We start from the raw sequence: 18,007 nt of genomic DNA, 5'->3' as shown, positions 1-18,007 counted from the left end.
AGGGCCCGCCGCCTCTTCGCTTTACTTCCGGACCTTCTTGTACGCCTTCTTCGCCAGCATCAGGCCCCGGCCGCTCCAGCTGCGGCGCAGCAGTTGCAGCTCGAAATCCATCTTGCTGAGCGCCGAGTCCCGGGACCGGATGATCTGCTCGGTCCACTCCATCATCGCCAGCAGGTGACTGGCCTGGTAACGCTGCCGCCACAGCGCCTCGGTGAGATCGTCGTACCCCGCGACGTCGACCGGGGCGGTGCCCGGCTGCACGGCGAGCAGCGCCAGCCGGTGCGCCTGCCGTTCGGGCTGGCTCAGGCCGAACTCGGCGCCGTCCAGCGCGACCTGCAGGTCGATGGCGGAGCGCAGTTCCTCGTCGGCGAGGCTGCGGCCGGCCATGCCGACCAGGATCGCGGCCAGGTCGGCGGCGCTCGCGGTGATCGGCCACGGGTGCGGGCGGGCCCAGGTGATCAGCCGGACCGCGAACTGCCACAGCGCCCGGACCAGCGCGATCTCCACTCCGACGGCCTCGACCGGCTCCCAGCGTGCGGCCAGCACGGTCGGCCCGGCCGGGGTGACCGCGACACCGGACAGGTCGGCCAGCGCGATCGGGCCGTCGACCAGGCCGTCCGTGGCGTGGGTGGACAGCCAGGACTCGTACTGCGCGATCTCCTGCCGCAACCGCCGCACGTCAGCGGCCGCGCACAGCTCCAGAAGCCGCTGCTCCAGCAGGTAACCGCCGGTGAACGGGGCGACCGGGGCGTCCAGCCGGCGCAGCCCCTCCCGCTCCACCGGGCCGTCGTGCGGCACCAGGACCTTCGGGCCGTCGGCGGTCACCGTGTAGGTGAAGGCGCCCTGCACGTCCCCGACCAGCACGTCGTGCCACGGGGTCCGGGCCGCCGGGGCGTCACCGGGTGCCCGCGCGATCACCAGCCAGCCGCCGGCGACGGTGTCCTCCGCACCGGCCCGCAGAGCCCGCCCGACCAGCCGGCGCGGGTCGCTGAGCACCGGGCGGTTACGGAAAGCGGAGGTGTAGGCCTGCTCGAGCACCGACTGCAACCAGGGCCGCAGCGGCGAGGCGACGTCACCGAGGGTGTCGCCGCCGATCAGCACAGCGGGGGCGGACGGTTCCGGGAACGCCGCGTACGCCACGTCCACCGCCAGGCCGGCCTCGGTCAGCCGGGCGGTGAGCTGCCCCCGGGCGGCCGGGTTGTCGGAGGCCTGTTCATCGGACGGGTACCACGCGGCGTCGTCGCGCTGCCGGCGGCCCGGCTCGAGACGGACCGTGTGGTGCGCCCCGAGCTGGTTGTCGTGCATCAGGACCAGCGCGCCGTCCGGCCGGACCGCCTGCGCCAGCCGGTCCAGCAGCTCGCCGGCCGACAGCTGGTCGCCCTCGGCCGAGTTCAGGCGCTGGATGCCGTCGGCCGCCACCACCAGGTCGAACCCGGTCGTCAGGTCCACCTTGCCGAACGCGCCGGCCAGCACCGAGATGGTGGGGTGGGTCCGGGCGGCCTGCTCGGCGTCCGCGAGCGAGCGCAGCAGCCAGGTGACCTCGGCCCCGCCGGCGGTCAGCGCGGCGACCACCTCGTCCGGGTGCGGGCCGGCGACCAGAACGGTCCGGCCCGGGCCGCCCAGCTCGACGATCAGATGGGTGAGCAGCGCGTTCTGCCGGGCACGCCGGTCGCTCCAGTTGAACATCTCGCCGCCGAACCGGGTCAGGTTGGTCAGCGGCGGGGCGGCGAGCGCCGCGGCCATGTCCGGACGGTCCGGCATCACACGTACCCTTCCTTGGGCCAGCCCAGGAGCTTGCGCAGCTCGTCGGGACCGGCCAGTTCGTCGGCGCCCAGTTGGACCCGGGCAAGCTGGTGGCAGGCGTCGTAATCGGTCTCCTGGCCGTAGACCTCCGGCCACTGGCGGTGCAGGCGCGGCTCGCCGCCGAACGTCATGTCGGCGTTGTCGAGGACCATCGGGTCGCCGTAGACCGCGACCTCCCGGCCGGCGAGGGCGCCGTACCAGATGGCGCTGCACAGCCGATTGGAGATCACCCGCTTGTGGCGGCGCAGCTCGGCGAGCTGGTTGACCAGGAAGTCCCGGTGGTGGTCGCGCCACCAGAAGCCCCGGTAGCCGTGGCAGATCACCCGGAACCCGGCCTTCTCGTAGAGCGTGCGCACCGCCCGCATCCGGTACTCGTTCCAGTACAGACAGGCGGTGATCGGGCCGGTCTCGGTCGCTTTCACCTCGTCGATGAGGCGCTGGTGGTCGCCGTGGACCTGCTGCCCCTCCCAGCCGTGGAAGGGGTAGAAGATGGTGCCCTCGGCGGGCGCACCGTCGTCCGGTGTCATCTCCACCAGGTAGGAGAAGGGCGCGCCGACCACGACCGCGTTGCGCCGGCCCTGGGACCAGGAACGGCGACGGGTCTCCTCGGACCAGACCAGCAGCCGGGAACCGGACACGTACGGCGTCCCGGGCGCCAGCCCGTCCCCGATGTTCCAGCCGTGCTGCAGGTAACCCATGATCCGTGGTGGGTGCATCGGCTCGGCGATGCGGCAGTACCGGGCCAGGATGTGGGCGTGCCCGTAATGATGATTGGCGTGGTGCATTCTCTTCCCGCTCCGTCCGCGCGTGCGGAGCCGCACGGTATCAGCCCTACATAAGCGAACCCTGTGATTGTGCGCCTATTTTGTGATCATTATGTCGATTTGTCGCCATAGCTTACCGGCGCCACGGCCGGGAAAATCCGTACGTCACAGTGATACCACCGTCGTGACGGCGCTCCGGGGCCGCCATCGAGGTTGTCAAGATCTTGATCTACAGTGGACCGGAGGAACGCTCCCCAGCAGGAGCTCCCGGAACCGGTCGGGGCGGACGCCGCCACGTCCCCCCGGCCGCCCGGTGGTCTACCGTCGGTGACCATGGCTCTCGACGTGGACCGCGCCGCGCTGGCCGCCGTCTCGGCGGGCGGCATGATCGGCGCCCTGGCCCGGTTCGGCATCGCCACCGCCTTCCCGCACCCACCCGCCGGCTTCCCGTGGTCCACCTGGGCGGTCAACGTCTCCGGCTGCTTCCTCATCGGGGTCCTCAACACCCGGGTGGAACGCCGCCTGCCCCGTCTCCTCCTCGGCACCGGGGTGCTCGGCGGCTACACCACCTTCTCCACCGCGATCGCCGAGGTCTCCCAGGCCGGGCTGATCTATCTGGCCGCGACCCTGGCCGGCGCGGTTCTCGCGGTCCTGGCCGGCAGCCTGGTGGCTCGGTGACCGCCCTGCTGGTCGCGCTCGGCGCGGCGGCCGGGGCGCCGCTGCGCTACCTCACCGACCAGGCGATGCGAGCCCGGTTCGGGGCGGCGTTCCCGTGGGGCACCCTGGCGGTCAACGTGAGCGGCTCGTTCCTGCTCGGCCTGCTGCTCGGACTGCCGCTCTCCCCCGGGCTGGTCGCGCTGCTCGGCACCGGGTTCTGCGGGGCGCTCACCACGTACTCGACGTTCAGCTGGGAGATCCTCACCATGACGCGGCGGCGGGAGCGGGCCGCCGCCGCGGGGTACGCGCTGCTCAGCATCACGGCCGGACTGGGCGCCGCCGTGATCGGCGGCGCCCTGGCCCACTCACTCAGTTCACCGGGGTGAGTTCCCGCTCCCCGGCCCGGACCGGCCCGGCCGGCGCCGGCGGCTCGTGCGCGATCTCCGGCAGCCAGCCCAGCCACTTCGGCAGCCACCAGTTCGCCCGGCCGAGCAGCGCCATCACCGACGGCAGCAGCACCGCCCGGATGATCGTGGCGTCCAGCAGGACCGCCGCGGCCAGGCCGATGCCCAGCTCCTTGGTGGCGGTCAGTGGCAGCGTGGCGAACAGGGCGAACACCGCGACCATCACCACGGCAGCGCTGGTGATCACACCGGCGGTCTTGCCGATGCCCTCGCGTACCGCGTCGCGGGTCGGCAGGCCGCGGTCGTGGCCCTCACGGATCCGGCTGACCACGAAGACGTGGTAGTCCATCGACAACCCGAACAGGATCACGAAGAGGAACATCGGGATCCAGTTGGTGATGCCGCCGCCGGAGACGAAGTCCAGTTGCTCCTCGAAGTTGCCGTACTGGAAGACGAAGACCAGCATGCCGTAGCAGGCGGCGACCGACAGCAGGTTCAGCAGCAGGCCGGTGACCGCCACCACGACCGACCGGAACGACACCAGCAGCAGCAGGAACGCCAGCCCGAGGACGAACGCGAACACCATCGGCATGGTCTTCGCCAGCTGCTCGTTGTAGTCGACGCCCTCCGCGGTCGAGCCGGTGACCAGCGCGGTCGCCCCGCCGATCCGGCCGAAGGTGCCCGGCACGACCTCCTCGCGCAGCAGCGTCAGCGCGTCGATCGCCACGCTGTCGCTCTCCTTGCCGGCCAGGGCGACCGAGACCACCGCGACGTTCCCCGCCGGGTTGACCTCGACGTCCACCGGCTCGGCCAGCTTGCCACCGCTCTGGCGCACCGCCGTCGTGAAGGCGGCCAGCGCCTGCTGGAACTCGGCGGTCCGCACCGCGTCGTCCCGGACCACGACCTGCGCCGGGCTGCTCTCGGCCGGGAAGGCCTCGCCGATGGCGACGAAGGCCCGCACCACCGGATCGCTCGGCGCGATGTCCTGGACGCTCTGACCCCGGGTCTTCAGGTCCAGCGCGGGATAGGCGATGGCGCCGAGCGCGGCGACGGCGACCATCGCGGAGATCAACGGCTTGGCGAGTACGACGGTGAGCAGCGCGTTCCAGGCCCGGCCGCCGGAGTTCCGCCGGTACAGCCCGGGGATCTTGACGGCGTCGACCCGGTCACCCAGCGCCGAGAGCACGGCCGGCAGCACGGTCAGCGAGCCGAGCACGGCAGTGGCCACCACCAGGATGGTGCCGGCGGCGAAACTGACGAACACCACGTCCCGGGTGAGGAACATACCGGCCATCGCCACGATGACGGTCAGCCCGGAGATCCAGATCGACCGGCCGGAGGTCTGCGCGGCGATCATCAGCGCCCGGTGCGGATCGGCCCCCGCCCGGCGCTCGTCGCGTTCCCGCCGGATGTAGAAGAGGCAGTAGTCGACGCCGACGGCCAGGCCGATCAGCAGCATGACGTGGGTGGTCTCGTCGACCACGGGAGCGAACCGGCTGGCCGCAGCCATCAGGCCGATCGCGGCGACCACCGACATGATCGCCAGGAGCACCGGGAGGAACGACGCGACCACCGCGCCGAAGGCCACCAGCAGGATGCCCAGCGTCACCGGGATGGACAGCATCCCGAGCCGGGTCAGCCCGTCCTCCAGCTTCTCGGTCTGCAGCTTGTTCGCGCTCGCGCCGCCGGCCTCGGCGATGTAGAGGCCGGGGTGGGCCGCCTGCACCCGGGCCACCGCGTCCAGCGCGGGAGCGACCCGCTCCCCGGACGTCTCCGGGTCACCGGCGATGCTGAAGCTGATCAGCGTGGACCTGCCGTCCGGCGACTGGATCGGCTCCTGGAGGCCGGTGACCCCGGCCACCGTGCCGAGCACCCGGGTGACCTCGGCGGTCGCCGCCGTCCGGTCGGCGCTCGACCGGTTCTGGATCAGCACCATCTCGCCGGCCGGCTGCTCCGGGAACCCGGCAGCCGCCACGATCCGGTCCGCGTCACCGGAGTCGCCGTGGCCCGCCGTCCCCTGGTCCGCCTCACGGGTGCCGATCTGGCCGCTGAGGACCACCGTCGCTATCACGAAGGCGATCCATCCGAGGATCGCGAGCGCCCGATGGCGGGCGCTCCAGATCGCGACACGGGCCGCGATCCCCTTGACGTTTTCCCTGTTCTCCATGGGAAAGACGCTATGGATTCCGAAGTGGCCGGACGATCTGGGAGACACCCGTCTCCGGGGTAGGGCTAGCCCTACGCCTGCAGGTAGGCCAGCACCGCCAGCACCCGCCGGTGCTGCTCCTCGTCCTGGTGCAGGTTCAGCTTGGTGAAGATGTTGCGGACGTGCTTCTCCACAGCGCCGTCGGTGACCACCATCTTGCGCGCGATCGCGGTGTTCGACATGCCCTCGGCCATCAGGGTCAGCACCTGACGCTCCCGCGGGGTCAGGCTGCGCAGCGGATCGTCACGCCGGCGCCGGACCAGCAGCTGGGCGACCACCTCGGGATCCAGCACGGTGCCGCCCTCGGCGACCCGGCGCAACCCGTCGAGGAACTCGGCGACCACCGAGACCCGGTCCTTGAGCAGATAGCCGACCGCCCCACGGCGGTCAGCGAGAAGATCGTCGGCGTACGAGACCTCGACGTACTGCGACAGCACCAGGATCGGGCTGCCCGGCACCGCGGCACGAGCCTCGACGGCGGCCCGCAGGCCCTCGTCGGTGTGGGACGGCGGCATCCGGACGTCCACGATGGAGACGTCCGGACGATGTTCCTTGATCGATTCCACCAGGGACGGGCCGTCCCCGACCGCCGAGACGACGGTGTGCCCGTTCTCCTCGACGAGCCGGATCAGGCCCTCTCGCAACAGCACCGCATCATCGGCGATCACCACCCGCATGCGGCCATCGTGTCAGATCGGCAGCGCCGCCGTGAGCTGTGTTCCCCTGCCCTCGGCGCTCTCCAGCTCGAGCACTCCCCCGGCGGCCTCGACCCGATCGTTCAGACCGGCCAGACCGTGTCCCTTCGCCAGGCTGGCGCCACCCACACCGTCGTCGCGGACCGTCACGAACAGGACCGCGGCGATCCGCTCGATCTTGACGTGCACCTCGTTGGCGTAACTGTGCTTCGCCACATTGGTCAGCGCCTCCGCCACCACGAAGTAGGCAGTCGACTCGACGCCGGGCTCCAGCCGGTCCATCGGCGGCGCCTCCAGATCGACCGGGATGGTGCACCGGCCGGCCAGCGCGGTCAGCGCCGCCCGCAGCCCCCGGTCCACCAGGATCGGCGGGGCGATGCCGCGGGACAGGGCGCGCAGCTCGTCCAGCGTCTCCCGGGTCTGGGTGAGCGCCTCGGCCACGATCGCCCGGGCGCGGTCCGGGTCGGCGGTGAACTGCTGCTCGGCCCGGCCCAGGTCCATCGCCAGCCGCACCAGCCGCTGCTGCGGGCCGTCGTGGATGTCCCGCTCCAGTTTGCGCAGCGCGACCGCCTCGGCCGAGACCGCCGCTGCCTTCTGCCGCTGCGCCACGTCCCGGGCCTCCTCGGCCACGGCGATCTGCTCACGCAGCTCCGCGACGCTGACCAGCAGGCCCTTGGCGAAGTACGCCTCCATCAGAGCGGCGCCGCGGACCACCCAGTACAGCGTGCCGGCGAAGAACACGCCGATGCTGAAGTTGAACAGGATCCGGGTGCTCATCGTGTCCTGGAAGCCGAGCAGCTCGTGCAGCTCGTAGTTGTTCTCCGTGTGCGGCAGCGCCCAGTCCCACAGCGGGATGGTGAGACCGGCGATCGCCACCGCCCACCAGGTGACGACGAAACAGAAGCCCAGCGTGTTCGGGATGAACCGGAAGATCGCGTGGAGCAGGTCCAGCCAGCCCTGCCCGTCCGAGAGCGGGCCGAGGAGGCGCCGGTGCAGCCCTTCACCACGAACCCGCTTGTAGTGCGGGTGCGGCATCGGCCGGCCGATCACCGGGCCGATCCGGGCCCGCTCGGTCACCGCAAAACCACGGGACAGCACCAGTGTGCCGACCAGGATCGGCAACCCCACCCAGAGGACCGCGAGGCCGAGGCCGAGCGCGAACCCGGTGAGAGCGACCACGAGAGTCACCATGCCGATCGGGAACCCGATCAGCACGTACTGCGTGTCGATGCCGAGCTGGCGGAAGTACCGGCCGACCAGGCTCCGGGTGGGCGCCGCATCGGCGTGTGTGGTCGTCATGCCCCAAACGCTATGCACCCGCGCCCACCCACGCGATCCCGTGAGCCGCCCACCCGAAGGTAGGGATAACCCGACTAGGCGGGCCGTACCTCGTAGATGGTGACCGTGCCCTGGGTGTGCCGCACGTCGGCGACCCGGGCCAGGGCCGGCGAGACGGCTCCGGCACGGCTGTCGGCGAAGAGCCAGCGGACGCCGTACCGGTCGCGCAGCGCCGCGACGTCCGCCGCCGCGCCGGTCGCGAACACCCGCTGGTTCAGCGCGAACACCTCGGGGTACGGCGCCGGCTGGTTGGCGTAGTACAGACCGTTCTTCCCGTTCGCGGCCACCGACTGATCGGCGTAACCCCAGCTCTCGATCAGGGTCCGCCGGCCACCGAGCCCGGCCACCCAGAACGCCCGGGCGTTGCAGTTCTCCCGGAACTTGATCGGCGTGCAGTGCACGTTGGTGGCGACCAGGTCCTCCTCGCCGGCGTTCTCCTCCAGCCAGAGCGCGGCACGCATCTCCTGCGCCGTGACCGCCGACGGGCTGGCCGACGACGGCTTCGGTGGCTCGTCGGTGATCCGCTTGACGGTCTGGAAGGCCCCGTTGGCCAGGCCGCCGCCGACGATCGCGGCCAGCAGCAGAACCGGCAGCGCCCGCAGCGCCCGCTTGCGCCAGATCGCCACCCCGATGATCGCCGCCACCGCGACCACCGCGGCGGTGGTCAGCACCGGCACGGCCAGCGCCCAGGCCCAGTCGGCGACGGACGCCTCGACCGGCGCCTTCACCTCGGGCGCCAGCAGCTGCCAGGCCGCGCCGGCCACCCCGCCGAGCACCGGGACCAGCCAGTTGCGGGTCCGGTCGGCGAACGTCCAGGCGGTCAGCACCGCGGCCATCGGCAGCACGCCGGTGTAGAAGTAGGCCTGGCTGAGCGACGGGTGCGCGAACGCCCACAGCCCGCCCGCGCCGGCCACCACGATCCCGCCGAACAGCCAGCGCACCGGGTCGACCCGGTCGCCCGTCTCCTCCCGGCGCCGCGGCCACACCACCAGGCCGGCCAGGCGCGGCGCCTGCATCAGCGCCCACCAGACCAGCAACCAGACGACGAACGCCCAGCCCGCGCCGTCCGCCCCGGCCAGGCCCGGGACCAGGAAGCCCTGCTCGGCCGTGGTCTCGTCGACGCCGAGGGTCTGCGCGTACGGCGCCATCCAGTGCAGCGCCTGCAACGGCTGAATGACGAGCGTGCCCGCGCCGCCCCCGGCGAACAGCCGGAAGCCGAGCAGGATCCCGAACACGATGGCGCCGAGCAGGCCCACCGCGGCCCACGGGATCCGGCGGCGGCGCCACAGCAGCACCACCCCGGCCAGGCCGACACCGGCGGCCAGCGGCGGCAGCACACTGGACTTGGCGCCGGCACAGGCCAGCGCCAGCAACGGCAGCAGCGCCCAGGCGCCGCGCAACGGCCGGCCGCGCAGGGCCTCCGTCGCGAACAGGGTGAACAGGCCGATCAGCGGCAGCGCGTAGACCTGCGAGGGGCTCAGGAAGGTGAGCGGGACGCCGCCCAGCATCGGGGTGATCGGTCCGCCCAGCGTCAGGGCGTACCCGACGAAACCGAGGGCGGCGGCCAGCGCGCCCGCCCACCAGCGCCCGGCGGCGGACCGGCCGAGCGCGGCGAAGACCACGACCGCGACGGCCGCGATCGGCAGCACCCACAGGCGCAGCAGCACGGTCGCCGCCGGGATCCCGGTGATCATGCTGGCCGCGGCCATGTCGGCGTCGGAGAGGAAGTGGTAGCGCAGCGCGTCGCCGGCGACCTGCGGCACCTCGAACGGCATGGTGCGCGTCATCTCGTGCACGAGCGCCAGGTGGTAGTAGAGGTCCTGGTAGATCACCGTGGTGTCCGGCGGCAGCTCGGTGCCCTCGAACGCCGTGATGCCCCACAGCGCCACCATGACCAGCACCGCCGCGACGGCCCAGGACCAGGCCACCGGCAGCGGGGCCGGCTCGCTGATCAGCCAGTGCCGGCGCAGGCGCGGCACCGCCAGGAACAGCACGCCGATCAGCGCCGGCCAGAGCGGCAACCAGGCCTGCAGCCCGGTGGCCGCGGCCAGCGCCCAGCCGATCAGCAGGACGACCAGGCCGGTGGCGGCGCCCAGGCCCAGATCCTCCGGCCAGTTGCCGCGGCTGCCGTACAGACCGCGGAACACCAGGGTTCCGGGGATCACGACGGCGAGCAGGAAGTAGACCGCGTACAGGGCGATCTGCCGGTCCGGAGTCTCGAACGCGTGCAGGACGCCGAACGCGACGGCGGCCGGGAAGAGCCACGGCAGCAGCCGCAGCAGAACACCGGCGACCGGCCGCTGAGCCTTCGGCGCCGGCGCCGCCTCAGGCTCGCTCAGCACTGTCGTCACGGCATGGTCGCGGGGGTGCGCTGCGCCGGGACGGCGGGCGCCGCGGGAGTCGCGGGCGCCTCGGCGGTCTCGAACGAGTCGTACCCGATCTGGAACGCCGGACGGTTCTGCAGGGCCCGGTAGATCCGGGCGATGTACTCACCGAGCAGCCCCAGGCAGATCAGCTGGACGCCGGCGAACAGCAGGACCGCCAGGAACAGCGAGGTCCAGCCGGGAATGACGGTGTCGTTGGCCCACACCACCACGCCGAAGATCATGAAGATCAGGGAGGCGGCGAAGGAGACCAGGCCGAGCCAGGTGGCCAGCCGCAGCGGGGCGGCGGTGAAGTCCGCGGTGCTGTCCCAGGCCAGGGAGATCATCTTGCGCAGCGGGTACTTCGTCTCGCCGGCGACCCGCTTCTCCCGCACGTAGCTGACCGTGCCCGAGGTGAAGCCGAGCGACGGGATCAGGAGCCGGTAGACCGGGACCTGGTCGCCCATCCGGCGCAGCACGTCCACCACCGAGCGGCGGACCAGCCGGAAGTCACCGGCCTGCTGCGGTAGGTCGGGGCCGACGATGCGGCGCATCAGCTTGTAGTACAGCCCGGCGGTGTTCCGCTTGAAGACGGTGTCGGTGCTGCGGTCGCTGCGGACGCCGTAGACGACGTCCAGGTTCTCGTCGCGGGAGAGGCGCACCATGTCGCCGATGGTCTCCGGCGGGTCCTGCAGGTCCGCGTCGATGGTCACGATGTATTCGCCGCGGGCGCGGTGGAAACCGGCGGTCAGGGCGGCCTGGTGCCCGCTGTTGCGCCGCAGCCGGACCAGGCGCAGCTGCGGCCACTCCAGGCGGCACTTCTCGACGAGCGCGGCCGTGGCGTCGGCACTGCCGTCGTCCACGGCCACGACCTCGTACGTCTCGTCGAGCGCGTCCAGCACCGGGCGCAACCGGGCAACGAGGGCCGGGATCACCAGCTCCTCGTTGTACATCGGGATGACGACCGAGAGACCAGGGGGGTTGGTCATGAATTCAACCTAGGGTCGGGGGCATTCGAAAAGGAAGGTAGCCGGTCCGGTCACCCCCGGCCCCGCTACGGCTGCAGCGTGGTCAGCCTGGTGAATTCACTCGGCAGGTCATAGCCGTCCCAGATCGCCCCGAAGGTCAGCGCCGACCCGAACGGCACGATCCGGTCGACGCCGCGGCCGCCCAGCTCGGTGGCGAAGGCCCGCAGCTCTGCCGGAGTGAACCCGAAGTGACTGACCGTCTGGTCCTGCCTGTTCATCGCCGGAACCAGATCGATGAGCGAGCCTACCTCAGCGAAGGGGAACGCGCCTGCCCCGATCCAGCGCCGGGGAGCCAGTTCCGTCCCCGCCAGAGTGACAGCGGTCACCCGGTTGTCGGGGAAGTCCAGCGCGGTGGCGGCGCCGGTCGCGGCCAGCCCGTACGCGTTGACCCGCTTCTCCACCGCCATCGCCGCGTCGACCGTCCAGCCGCGCTGATCGACCACACCGAGCAGCAGGTCCAGGAACTCGGACCGAACCTCCGATGTGTCCCCCTCCGCACCGACCAGGAACACCGTCCGCGGGGAGGAGCAGGCGGCCTGGTCGAACCAGTACGCGTCGTTGGCGAACCCGACCACCGCGGCCTTGCGGGCGGCCGGGTCGGCGGCCCGCCAGCCGGGCACCGACAGCACCGCCCAGGACGTGCGGTCCGGGAAGGTGAGGTCCCGGGCCGACGGCCGCAGCGGCTGCTTGCGGATGGTGTCCACGGCGGCGTCGCCACCCCAGATCACCCGCAGGTCGCACCACTTGCTCAGCGCCGCGGTGACCGCGTCGTCGTAGCCGTAGGTGACCATCCGCTGGGTCCGGCCGATCACCGGGTCGGAGTCGGCCAGCACCGCGTTCATCGAGTCCAGGATGACCTCGGCGGCGCCCGCCGAGCGCGACGAGATCCGGACCACGTTGTGGTTGCCGGCCAGCGCGGAGATCGCCCACGAGTAGACGAAGATGGTGTCCACGTTGGCCGGGGGCAGGTGGAAGACGTTGCCCCGGGGGAAGACCAGCGCGTCCTGCCGGGCGGTCATCCGCTCGACCGAGCGCTTCAGCTCGGCCGGGCGCAGGAAGTAGCCGAGCGAACCGAGCTCCGGGTGCAGCCGGGCGACCGCCGGGGCGAGGAGCTTGCGGGCCAGCTTGGCCAGGAAGTCCACCACCCGCGGGTCGCCGACGGCGAGCCGGTCGTCGGACGGGGCGGTCAGGTCGCCTTCGACGCCGAAACGGAACCTCATGCCGCACTCCGATACGTGTCCGAGCAGCCACGGGCCTCGGCGCGGGGCAGCCGGCCGAGCACCGAGAAGCGCTTGCCGGGCCAGGCCCCGTCGTCGATGCCGTGCACCACGCCGAGGTCCTCGGTGAGGAGGACATGGCCGGGGTACGACGTGGGCAGGGTGCTGATCACCTCGATCAGTCCCGGCTTGCCGGGCGGCAACTCGGCCCACGTCTCCGGGTCGCGGATCACCACGTCGGCGAAGTCGGGGCAGTACAGCGCGCCGCCGTCCGGCCCCTCCAGGAAGATCGTGCCGATCTGCTCGACCATGCCGTAGTAGTTGTGCACCCGGGTCAGGCCGACGCCGGACAGCCGGGCACGGAACTCCTCGGGCGAGACGGCCTGGTCGATCAGCTTCTTCCAGCCGCCGGAGTGGATCAGGATGCCGTTGCTCAGGTCCAGCTTGTGCTCCAGCGCCACCTCGTAGAGGTGCAGCCAGACCAGGAAGGTGAACCCGAAGATCAGGAACGGCTGATCGCCGTGCTTCTCCAGGAAGCCGCGCAGCGCGCCGACGTCGACCTGGCCCTCCATGTCGAGCGCCCAGACGTGGTCGCGCCCGAAGGTGGACATGCCGAGCACGCCGGCGCCGCGGGCGCTGAACGAGCGGCGGTCCTTCAGCATCGCCTTGGTGTCGACCAGGATCATCGGCAGCCGCTTCGGGCCGATCGCGGTCTGCACCGTGGCGGCCAGGCGCTTCTGCTGCTCGGCAGCGGCCGCCTTGTCCAGGTAGATCTTGCTGACGTCACCGGTGGTGCCGCTGGACGTGAGGACCTTGAACACCTCGTCGTCCGGGATGCTCTTCAGGTCCAGCGTCTTGAACAGGCGGACCGGCAGCCACGGCAGGTCGGCGATCGATTCGGCCTTGGTGAAACCGGACGCGGCGAGAATGCGGTCGTACGGCTCGCAGGCGGCCCGATGGTGCTCGGTCAGCTCGGAGAGCTGTGCCAGCAGCACAGCCTCCTTCTCCGCCTGCGGAAGGGTGAAGACACTCACAGCGACGCCTCCAGGGCGCGGTAGTCGGTCTTGCCGTTGGGGAGCAACGGCAGGACCTCAATAATGCGCACGTCGACTCCGGTGAAGTGGCTGCCGAGCCACTCGGCGATCTTGGTCCGCAGCGCGCGGGCCTCGTCGTCGGTGATGTTCTCCGCGAACACGTGCAGCTTGTCGTCGCCGGCCACGGCCGCGACCGGGAACTGCCGCTCCACGTCGTCCAGGTTGATCCGGACGCCGAAGACCTTGCCCATCCGCTTGATCCGGCCGGTGATGAAGAGGAAGCCCTCGTCGTCGATCCGGCCCAGGTCACCGGTGCGCAGCACGCTGCCCAGGTCGTCGCCGCGAGCCAGGTCGGCGGCGGTCTCGGCGTACCCCATCATGACGTTGGGGCCGCGGTAGACGACCTCGTCGTCCTCGATCGCGAAGGCGCCGCCGGGCATCGCCAGGCCGGCCGAGCCAAGCTTGTCGCCGATCCGGTCCGGGGGCAGGCAGGCCATCCGGGGGGCGGCCTCGGTCTGTCCGTACATCACGAACAGCCGGCCGCCGACGGTCGCCATCCGGTCGGCGAAGTCGGTCACCAGCTCGGCCCGCAGCCGGCCACCGGCCTGCGTGAGGGTCCGCACGGTCGGGTACTTCGCCGGGTCGAACCGCAGGCGGCGGAGCATCTCGTACTGATACGGCACGAACGCCATCGAGGTGACCCGGTGCTCGTTCACCGCGGCCCAGAAGTCCTTCTGCATGATGCCGGTGCGCTCGAGCACCACCGTCGCCCCGCGCAGCAGGTGCGAGTGCAGGACCGAGAGCCCGTACGAGTAGAACAGCGGCAGTGTGGTGATCGCCACGTCGTCGCCGGTGATGCCGAGGCTCTCGGCGACCTGCTCCGCGTTCGCCCGCACCGCCGCGGCGGACAGCCGCACCAGTTTCGGGTCGCCGGTGGAGCCGCTGGTGGTGAGCATCAGCGCCAGGTCGGGGTGCAGATCGGTGGTGGTGTACCGCTCGATCAGCCGGGAGTGGTCGGCGTCCGGGTCGAGCAGCACCACCGGTTTGCCCAGCCGCAGCGCCGCCAGGTAGCGGGCGACCGCCGCGACGGTGGTCGCCATCGGCATGAAGACCAGCGACTCACCGGCCAGCTCGGCGGCGGCCGCGTCGATCAGGGCAGGGGTCAGCGACTCCCCGGTTGCGGCGTCGATGACGCGGGCGTCCGGGTGGAGCAGATTCACAGCGTCAGGCCTCCGTCGACTCCGATGATCTGGCCGGTGACGAACCGGGCCTGGTCGGAGAGAAGGAAAGAGATCACGTCGGCGACGTCCTCGGCGGTGCCGAGACGGCCGAGCGCGGTGGCGGCGACCCGCTCGGCGCGGCCCGCCTCGTCCAGGGTGTCCAGCATGTCGGTGGCGATGAAGCCGGGGGCGACCGCGTTGACCCGGATGCCGCGGGAGCCGAGCTCCTTGGCCGCGGACCTGGTCAGACCGACCACGGCGGCCTTGGAGGCGGCGTAGACGGCCTGGCCGGCGACACCGTGGGTGCCGGTGATCGAGGCGGTCAGCACGACCGACGGTTTCTCCGCGCGCGCGAGGAGACGGACCGCGTTCTGCAGGGTGTACGCCGCGCCGGCCGCGTTGACCGCGAAAAGCCGCTCGACGGTGGCGTCGGGGGTCATGCCGAGCATCCCCGCGGCGTGCGTGCCGGCGTTGACGACCAGCGCGTCCAGGCGCTTGAAGGACTCGAAGGCCAGCCGGACCAGGGCCTTGCTGGTCGCCGGGTCGGCGATGTCACCGGACGCGTGCTTGACCGTGACGCCGAACTTACCGCTGAGAGCCTCCGCCGCCTCGGCGACGCCGGCCTCCCCGTGACCGTGCAGGACCAGGTCGTAGCCCTGCTCGGCGAGCCGGTGCGCGGTGGCCCGGCCGATGCCGCGCGACGCCCCGGTGACCAGGGCGACGCTCACTTGACGTCCACCCCGTATTTACCGAGGATCCGCACCGCTTCGTCGAAGCTGGACATGCCGATGACGTCATCGGTGTCGATCATCACCGAGAACTCGTCCTCGATGGTCGCGACCAGCGACATGTGTGCGAGCGAATCCCACTTCTCGTTGTCCTGGTAGCGCAGGTCGTCCACGGTCGCATCCGCCGGAAGATCGAGGGCGGTACGGAACGCGTCCCGTAGTCTCTGCAGCTCAGTCACGTGGTAACTCCAGGATGCTCGGGTGAACAGAGGAGTTCCACAATCCTCTAGGTTCCTGATCTAGGCGACAAACATCAGATGAACGCAAGGTGAACTGAGGGCGACGTTCTTGCGGTCCGCTGGAAAAGACAGCTCGGCTGGTTATGCTTCCGCCACGTACTTGGCTGCTCGAATCGGCCACTCGCTGATCCCCCGGAGAAAACCTTGTCTGAAATCGCCGGCTCCTCGATCCTTGTCACCGGCTCCACCGGTTCCTTCGGCAAGGCCTTCCTGAGGTACGCCCTGACCCACCTCGACCCGGCCCGCATCGTGGTCTTCTCCCGCGACGAGCTGAAGCAGTACGAGGTCCGTCAGATGTTCGGCGACGACCCGCGCCTGCGCTTCTTCATCGGCGACATCCGCGACGAGAAGCGTCTCGCCCGGGCCATGCACGGGATCGACTACGTCGTGCACGCGGCAGCGCTCAAGCAGGTCGACACCGCCGAGTACAACCCGTCGGAGTTCGTCGCGACGAACATCAACGGCACCCAGAACGTGATCGACGCGGCCATCGAGGCCTCCGTCAAGAAGGTCGTCGCGCTCTCCACCGACAAGGCGTCCAGCCCGATCAACCTGTACGGCGCGACCAAGCTCGCCGCCGACAAGATCGTGATCGCCGGCAACCACTACGCCGCCACCCACCCGACCCGTCTGGCCGTGGTGCGCTACGGCAACGTGATGGGCAGCCGTGGCTCGGTGGTCCCGTTCTTCCGCAAGCTCGCCGCCGAGGGCAAGAGCCTGCCGATCACCGACAAGCGGATGACCCGCTTCTGGATCACCCTGGACCAGGCCGTCCAGTTCGTCGTCGACTCGTTCGACGTGATGCAGGGCGGCGAGCTCTACGTCCCGCGCATCCCGAGCATGCGGATCATGGACCTGGTCGAGGCCGTCGCGCCCGGCGCCGCCACCCACGAGATGGGCATGCGTCCCGGCGAGAAGCTCCACGAGGAGATGATCGCCGCCGACGACAGCCGCCGCACGCTGCGCTTCAAGGACCGTTACGTGGTCCAGCCGGTGGTGGCGAGCTGGGGCTACCAGACCCCGCCCGGCGGCGAAGAGGTTCCGGACGGCTTCAACTACCGGTCGGACAACAACGACCTCTGGCTCACCGTCGAGGACATGCGCAACCTCCTCGCGGAGAACTGATGCTGCCCTACGGACGACAGTCCATCGACTCTGCCGACGTCGAGGCGGTCGTCGCGGCCCTGGGCAGCGACTGGCTGACCACCGGGCCGCGGGTCGCCCAGTTCGAGGCCGACCTGGAGAAGGTCACCGGCGCGCCGACCGTGACGGTGACCAACGGGACCACGGCGCTGCACGCGGCCTACGCCGCGGCCGGCGTGACCCGTGGTGACGAGGTCGTCACGACGCCGATGACGTTCGTGGCCACCGCGTCCGGCGCGGCGATGCTCGGCGCCAAGGTGATCTTCGCCGACGTCGCGGAGGACACCGCCAACCTGGACCCGGCCGCCGTGGAAGCCGCGGTGACCGAGCGGACCAAGGTGATCGCGGCCGTCGACTACGCCGGCGTCCCGGCCGACTACGACGCGCTCCGCAAGATCAGTGACAGCGCCGGGGCGTTCCTGCTCGGCGACGCGGCTCACTCGATCGGCTCGCTCTACAAGGGACGTCCGGTCGGCACCCTCGCCGATCTGACCACCTTCTCGTTCTTCCCGACGAAGAACTTCACCACCGCCGAGGGCGGGGCGGTCGCCTCGACCCGGCCGGAGCTGGTGGACCGGCTGCGTGACTTCCGGACCGTCGGATCGATCCGGGACCCGAAGCGGCTGCGGACCACCGACGAGGGCGGGTGGTGGTACGAGGTGCACGAGTTCGGCCTCAACTACCGGCTGCCCGACGTGCTCTGTGCCCTGGGCAGCGCGCAGCTGAGCCGGCTCGCCGGGTTCAAGGCGCGCCGCGCGGAGCTGACCGCCCGCTACGACGAGTTGCTGGCCGGCGTGCCGGGCCTGCGTCTCCCGGCGCAGCGCGAGGACGTCGACCCGATGCGTCACCTCTATCCGGTGCGGGTGCTCGACGGCCGCCGCCGTGAGGTGTTCGAGCGGCTGCGTGCGGCCGGCATCGGGGTGCAGGTCAACTACATCCCGGTGTACTGGCACCCGGTCTTCGCGGACCTCGGCTACCAGCGCGGCATGTGCCCGAACGCCGAGGCCTTCTACGCCGAGGAGATCTCGCTGCCGCTGTTCGCCGACCTTACCGACAGCGACCAGGACCGCGTAGTGGAAGCGCTCCGCGGCATCCTCGGGAGCTGACG

Annotated in this window: 16 protein-coding genes; 4 read left to right on the top strand and 12 right to left on the bottom strand. The window is 71.0% G+C overall.

All coding sequences use genetic code 11. The annotated features are described in order from the left end of the window. Positions 1–21 precede the first annotated feature (21 nt). Together ACZ3II_RS36140 and ACZ3II_RS36135 are read right to left on the bottom strand one after the other, a co-directional pair. Positions 22–1,761, bottom strand: a complete 1,740-nt coding sequence (locus ACZ3II_RS36140; RefSeq protein ID WP_465523880.1) for a hypothetical protein — start codon at positions 1,759–1,761, stop codon at positions 22–24. Further along, entirely contained in the window at positions 1,761–2,588 is an 828-nt protein-coding gene (locus ACZ3II_RS36135) for a hypothetical protein (RefSeq protein WP_465523878.1), read from the bottom strand. The genes ACZ3II_RS36140 and ACZ3II_RS36135 overlap by 1 nt, the downstream gene beginning before the upstream one ends. Before the next feature lie 312 nt (positions 2,589–2,900). On the opposite strand from ACZ3II_RS36135, the gene ACZ3II_RS36130 reads away from it, so the two are divergent. Further along, on the top strand, positions 2,901–3,245 hold the full coding sequence (locus tag ACZ3II_RS36130; protein WP_465523876.1) for a fluoride efflux transporter FluC: 345 nt from the start codon (positions 2,901–2,903) through the stop codon (positions 3,243–3,245). Further along, positions 3,242–3,610 (top strand): fluoride efflux transporter FluC, encoded by a 369-nt coding sequence (locus tag ACZ3II_RS36125; RefSeq protein ID WP_465523874.1) that lies wholly within the window; start codon positions 3,242–3,244, stop codon positions 3,608–3,610. Before ACZ3II_RS36130 ends, ACZ3II_RS36125 begins: the two co-directional genes overlap by 4 nt. On the opposite strand, the gene ACZ3II_RS36120 is transcribed toward ACZ3II_RS36125, so the two are convergent. The 10 genes from ACZ3II_RS36120 to ACZ3II_RS36075 all read right to left on the bottom strand — a co-directional run bounded on the left by ACZ3II_RS36120 (position 3,594) and on the right by ACZ3II_RS36075 (position 15,696). Further along, on the bottom strand, positions 3,594–5,795 hold the full coding sequence (locus ACZ3II_RS36120) for an MMPL family transporter (protein WP_465523872.1): 2,202 nt from the start codon (positions 5,793–5,795) through the stop codon (positions 3,594–3,596). The genes ACZ3II_RS36125 and ACZ3II_RS36120 overlap by 17 nt on opposite strands. A 71-nt stretch (positions 5,796–5,866) precedes the next feature. Then, on the bottom strand, positions 5,867–6,511 hold the full coding sequence (locus ACZ3II_RS36115; RefSeq protein ID WP_465523870.1) for a LuxR C-terminal-related transcriptional regulator: 645 nt from the start codon (positions 6,509–6,511) through the stop codon (positions 5,867–5,869). Positions 6,512–6,523: 12 nt separating this feature from the next. Further along, complete coding sequence (locus tag ACZ3II_RS36110; RefSeq protein WP_465523868.1) at positions 6,524–7,828, bottom strand: sensor histidine kinase; 1,305 nt, start codon at positions 7,826–7,828, stop codon at positions 6,524–6,526. Positions 7,829–7,902: 74 nt separating this feature from the next. Further along, the gene (locus ACZ3II_RS36105) at positions 7,903–10,209 is read right to left on the bottom strand and encodes a hypothetical protein (protein ID WP_465523866.1); all 2,307 of its coding nucleotides are present in this window, start codon (positions 10,207–10,209) and stop codon (positions 7,903–7,905) included. Between the two features lie 5 nt (positions 10,210–10,214). Then, positions 10,215–11,219 carry a glycosyltransferase family 2 protein gene (locus ACZ3II_RS36100; RefSeq protein WP_465523864.1) on the bottom strand — a complete coding sequence of 335 codons (1,005 nt, stop codon included), beginning with the start codon at positions 11,217–11,219 and terminating at the stop codon, positions 10,215–10,217. A 65-nt stretch (positions 11,220–11,284) separates the two neighbouring features. Continuing rightward, a complete protein-coding gene (locus ACZ3II_RS36095) occupies positions 11,285–12,478 on the bottom strand; it encodes an acyl-CoA reductase (RefSeq protein WP_465523862.1) in 1,194 nt (397 codons plus the stop codon). Next, positions 12,475–13,509 (bottom strand): LuxE/PaaK family acyltransferase, encoded by a 1,035-nt coding sequence (locus ACZ3II_RS36090; RefSeq protein WP_465523860.1) that lies wholly within the window; start codon positions 13,507–13,509, stop codon positions 12,475–12,477. The genes ACZ3II_RS36095 and ACZ3II_RS36090 overlap by 4 nt, the downstream gene beginning before the upstream one ends. Next, a complete protein-coding gene (locus ACZ3II_RS36085; RefSeq protein WP_465523858.1) occupies positions 13,506–14,729 on the bottom strand; it encodes an AMP-binding protein in 1,224 nt (407 codons plus the stop codon). Before ACZ3II_RS36085 ends, ACZ3II_RS36090 begins: the two co-directional genes overlap by 4 nt. After that, positions 14,726–15,457: an SDR family NAD(P)-dependent oxidoreductase gene (locus ACZ3II_RS36080; RefSeq protein WP_465523856.1), complete on the bottom strand. Its 732-nt coding sequence runs from the start codon at positions 15,455–15,457 to the stop codon at positions 14,726–14,728. The genes ACZ3II_RS36085 and ACZ3II_RS36080 overlap by 4 nt, the downstream gene beginning before the upstream one ends. Beyond that, positions 15,454–15,696 carry an acyl carrier protein gene (locus ACZ3II_RS36075; protein WP_043522631.1) on the bottom strand — a complete coding sequence of 81 codons (243 nt, stop codon included), beginning with the start codon at positions 15,694–15,696 and terminating at the stop codon, positions 15,454–15,456. The genes ACZ3II_RS36080 and ACZ3II_RS36075 overlap by 4 nt, the downstream gene beginning before the upstream one ends. A 204-nt stretch (positions 15,697–15,900) precedes the next feature. On the opposite strand from ACZ3II_RS36075, the gene pseB reads away from it, so the two are divergent. Both pseB and ACZ3II_RS36065 read left to right on the top strand, forming a co-directional pair. Next, a complete protein-coding gene (gene pseB / locus ACZ3II_RS36070; protein ID WP_465523854.1) occupies positions 15,901–16,881 on the top strand; it encodes a UDP-N-acetylglucosamine 4,6-dehydratase (inverting) in 981 nt (326 codons plus the stop codon). Then, positions 16,881–18,005, top strand: coding sequence for a DegT/DnrJ/EryC1/StrS family aminotransferase (locus ACZ3II_RS36065; RefSeq protein ID WP_465523852.1), 1,125 nt, complete (start codon positions 16,881–16,883; stop codon positions 18,003–18,005). The genes pseB and ACZ3II_RS36065 overlap by 1 nt, the downstream gene beginning before the upstream one ends. Positions 18,006–18,007 lie beyond the last annotated feature (2 nt).

The sequence above is a fragment of the Actinoplanes sp. NPDC019969 genome (assembly GCF_055562375.1).
This window is presented reverse-complemented; position numbering and strand designations above follow the sequence as displayed.

Coding starts and splice junctions, on each gene's coding strand:
- ACZ3II_RS36140 (WP_465523880.1), bottom strand. CDS start 1,761: ATGCCGGACCGTCCGGACATGGCCGCGGCGCTCGCCGCCCCGCCGCTG.
- ACZ3II_RS36135 (WP_465523878.1), bottom strand. CDS start 2,588: ATGCACCACGCCAATCATCATTACGGGCACGCCCACATCCTGGCCCGG.
- ACZ3II_RS36130 (WP_465523876.1), top strand. CDS start 2,901: ATGGCTCTCGACGTGGACCGCGCCGCGCTGGCCGCCGTCTCGGCGGGC.
- ACZ3II_RS36120 (WP_465523872.1), bottom strand. CDS start 5,795: ATGGAGAACAGGGAAAACGTCAAGGGGATCGCGGCCCGTGTCGCGATC.
- ACZ3II_RS36115 (WP_465523870.1), bottom strand. CDS start 6,511: ATGCGGGTGGTGATCGCCGATGATGCGGTGCTGTTGCGAGAGGGCCTG.
- ACZ3II_RS36110 (WP_465523868.1), bottom strand. CDS start 7,828: ATGACGACCACACACGCCGATGCGGCGCCCACCCGGAGCCTGGTCGGC.
- ACZ3II_RS36100 (WP_465523864.1), bottom strand. CDS start 11,219: ATGACCAACCCCCCTGGTCTCTCGGTCGTCATCCCGATGTACAACGAG.
- ACZ3II_RS36095 (WP_465523862.1), bottom strand. CDS start 12,478: ATGAGGTTCCGTTTCGGCGTCGAAGGCGACCTGACCGCCCCGTCCGAC.
- ACZ3II_RS36065 (WP_465523852.1), top strand. CDS start 16,881: ATGCTGCCCTACGGACGACAGTCCATCGACTCTGCCGACGTCGAGGCG.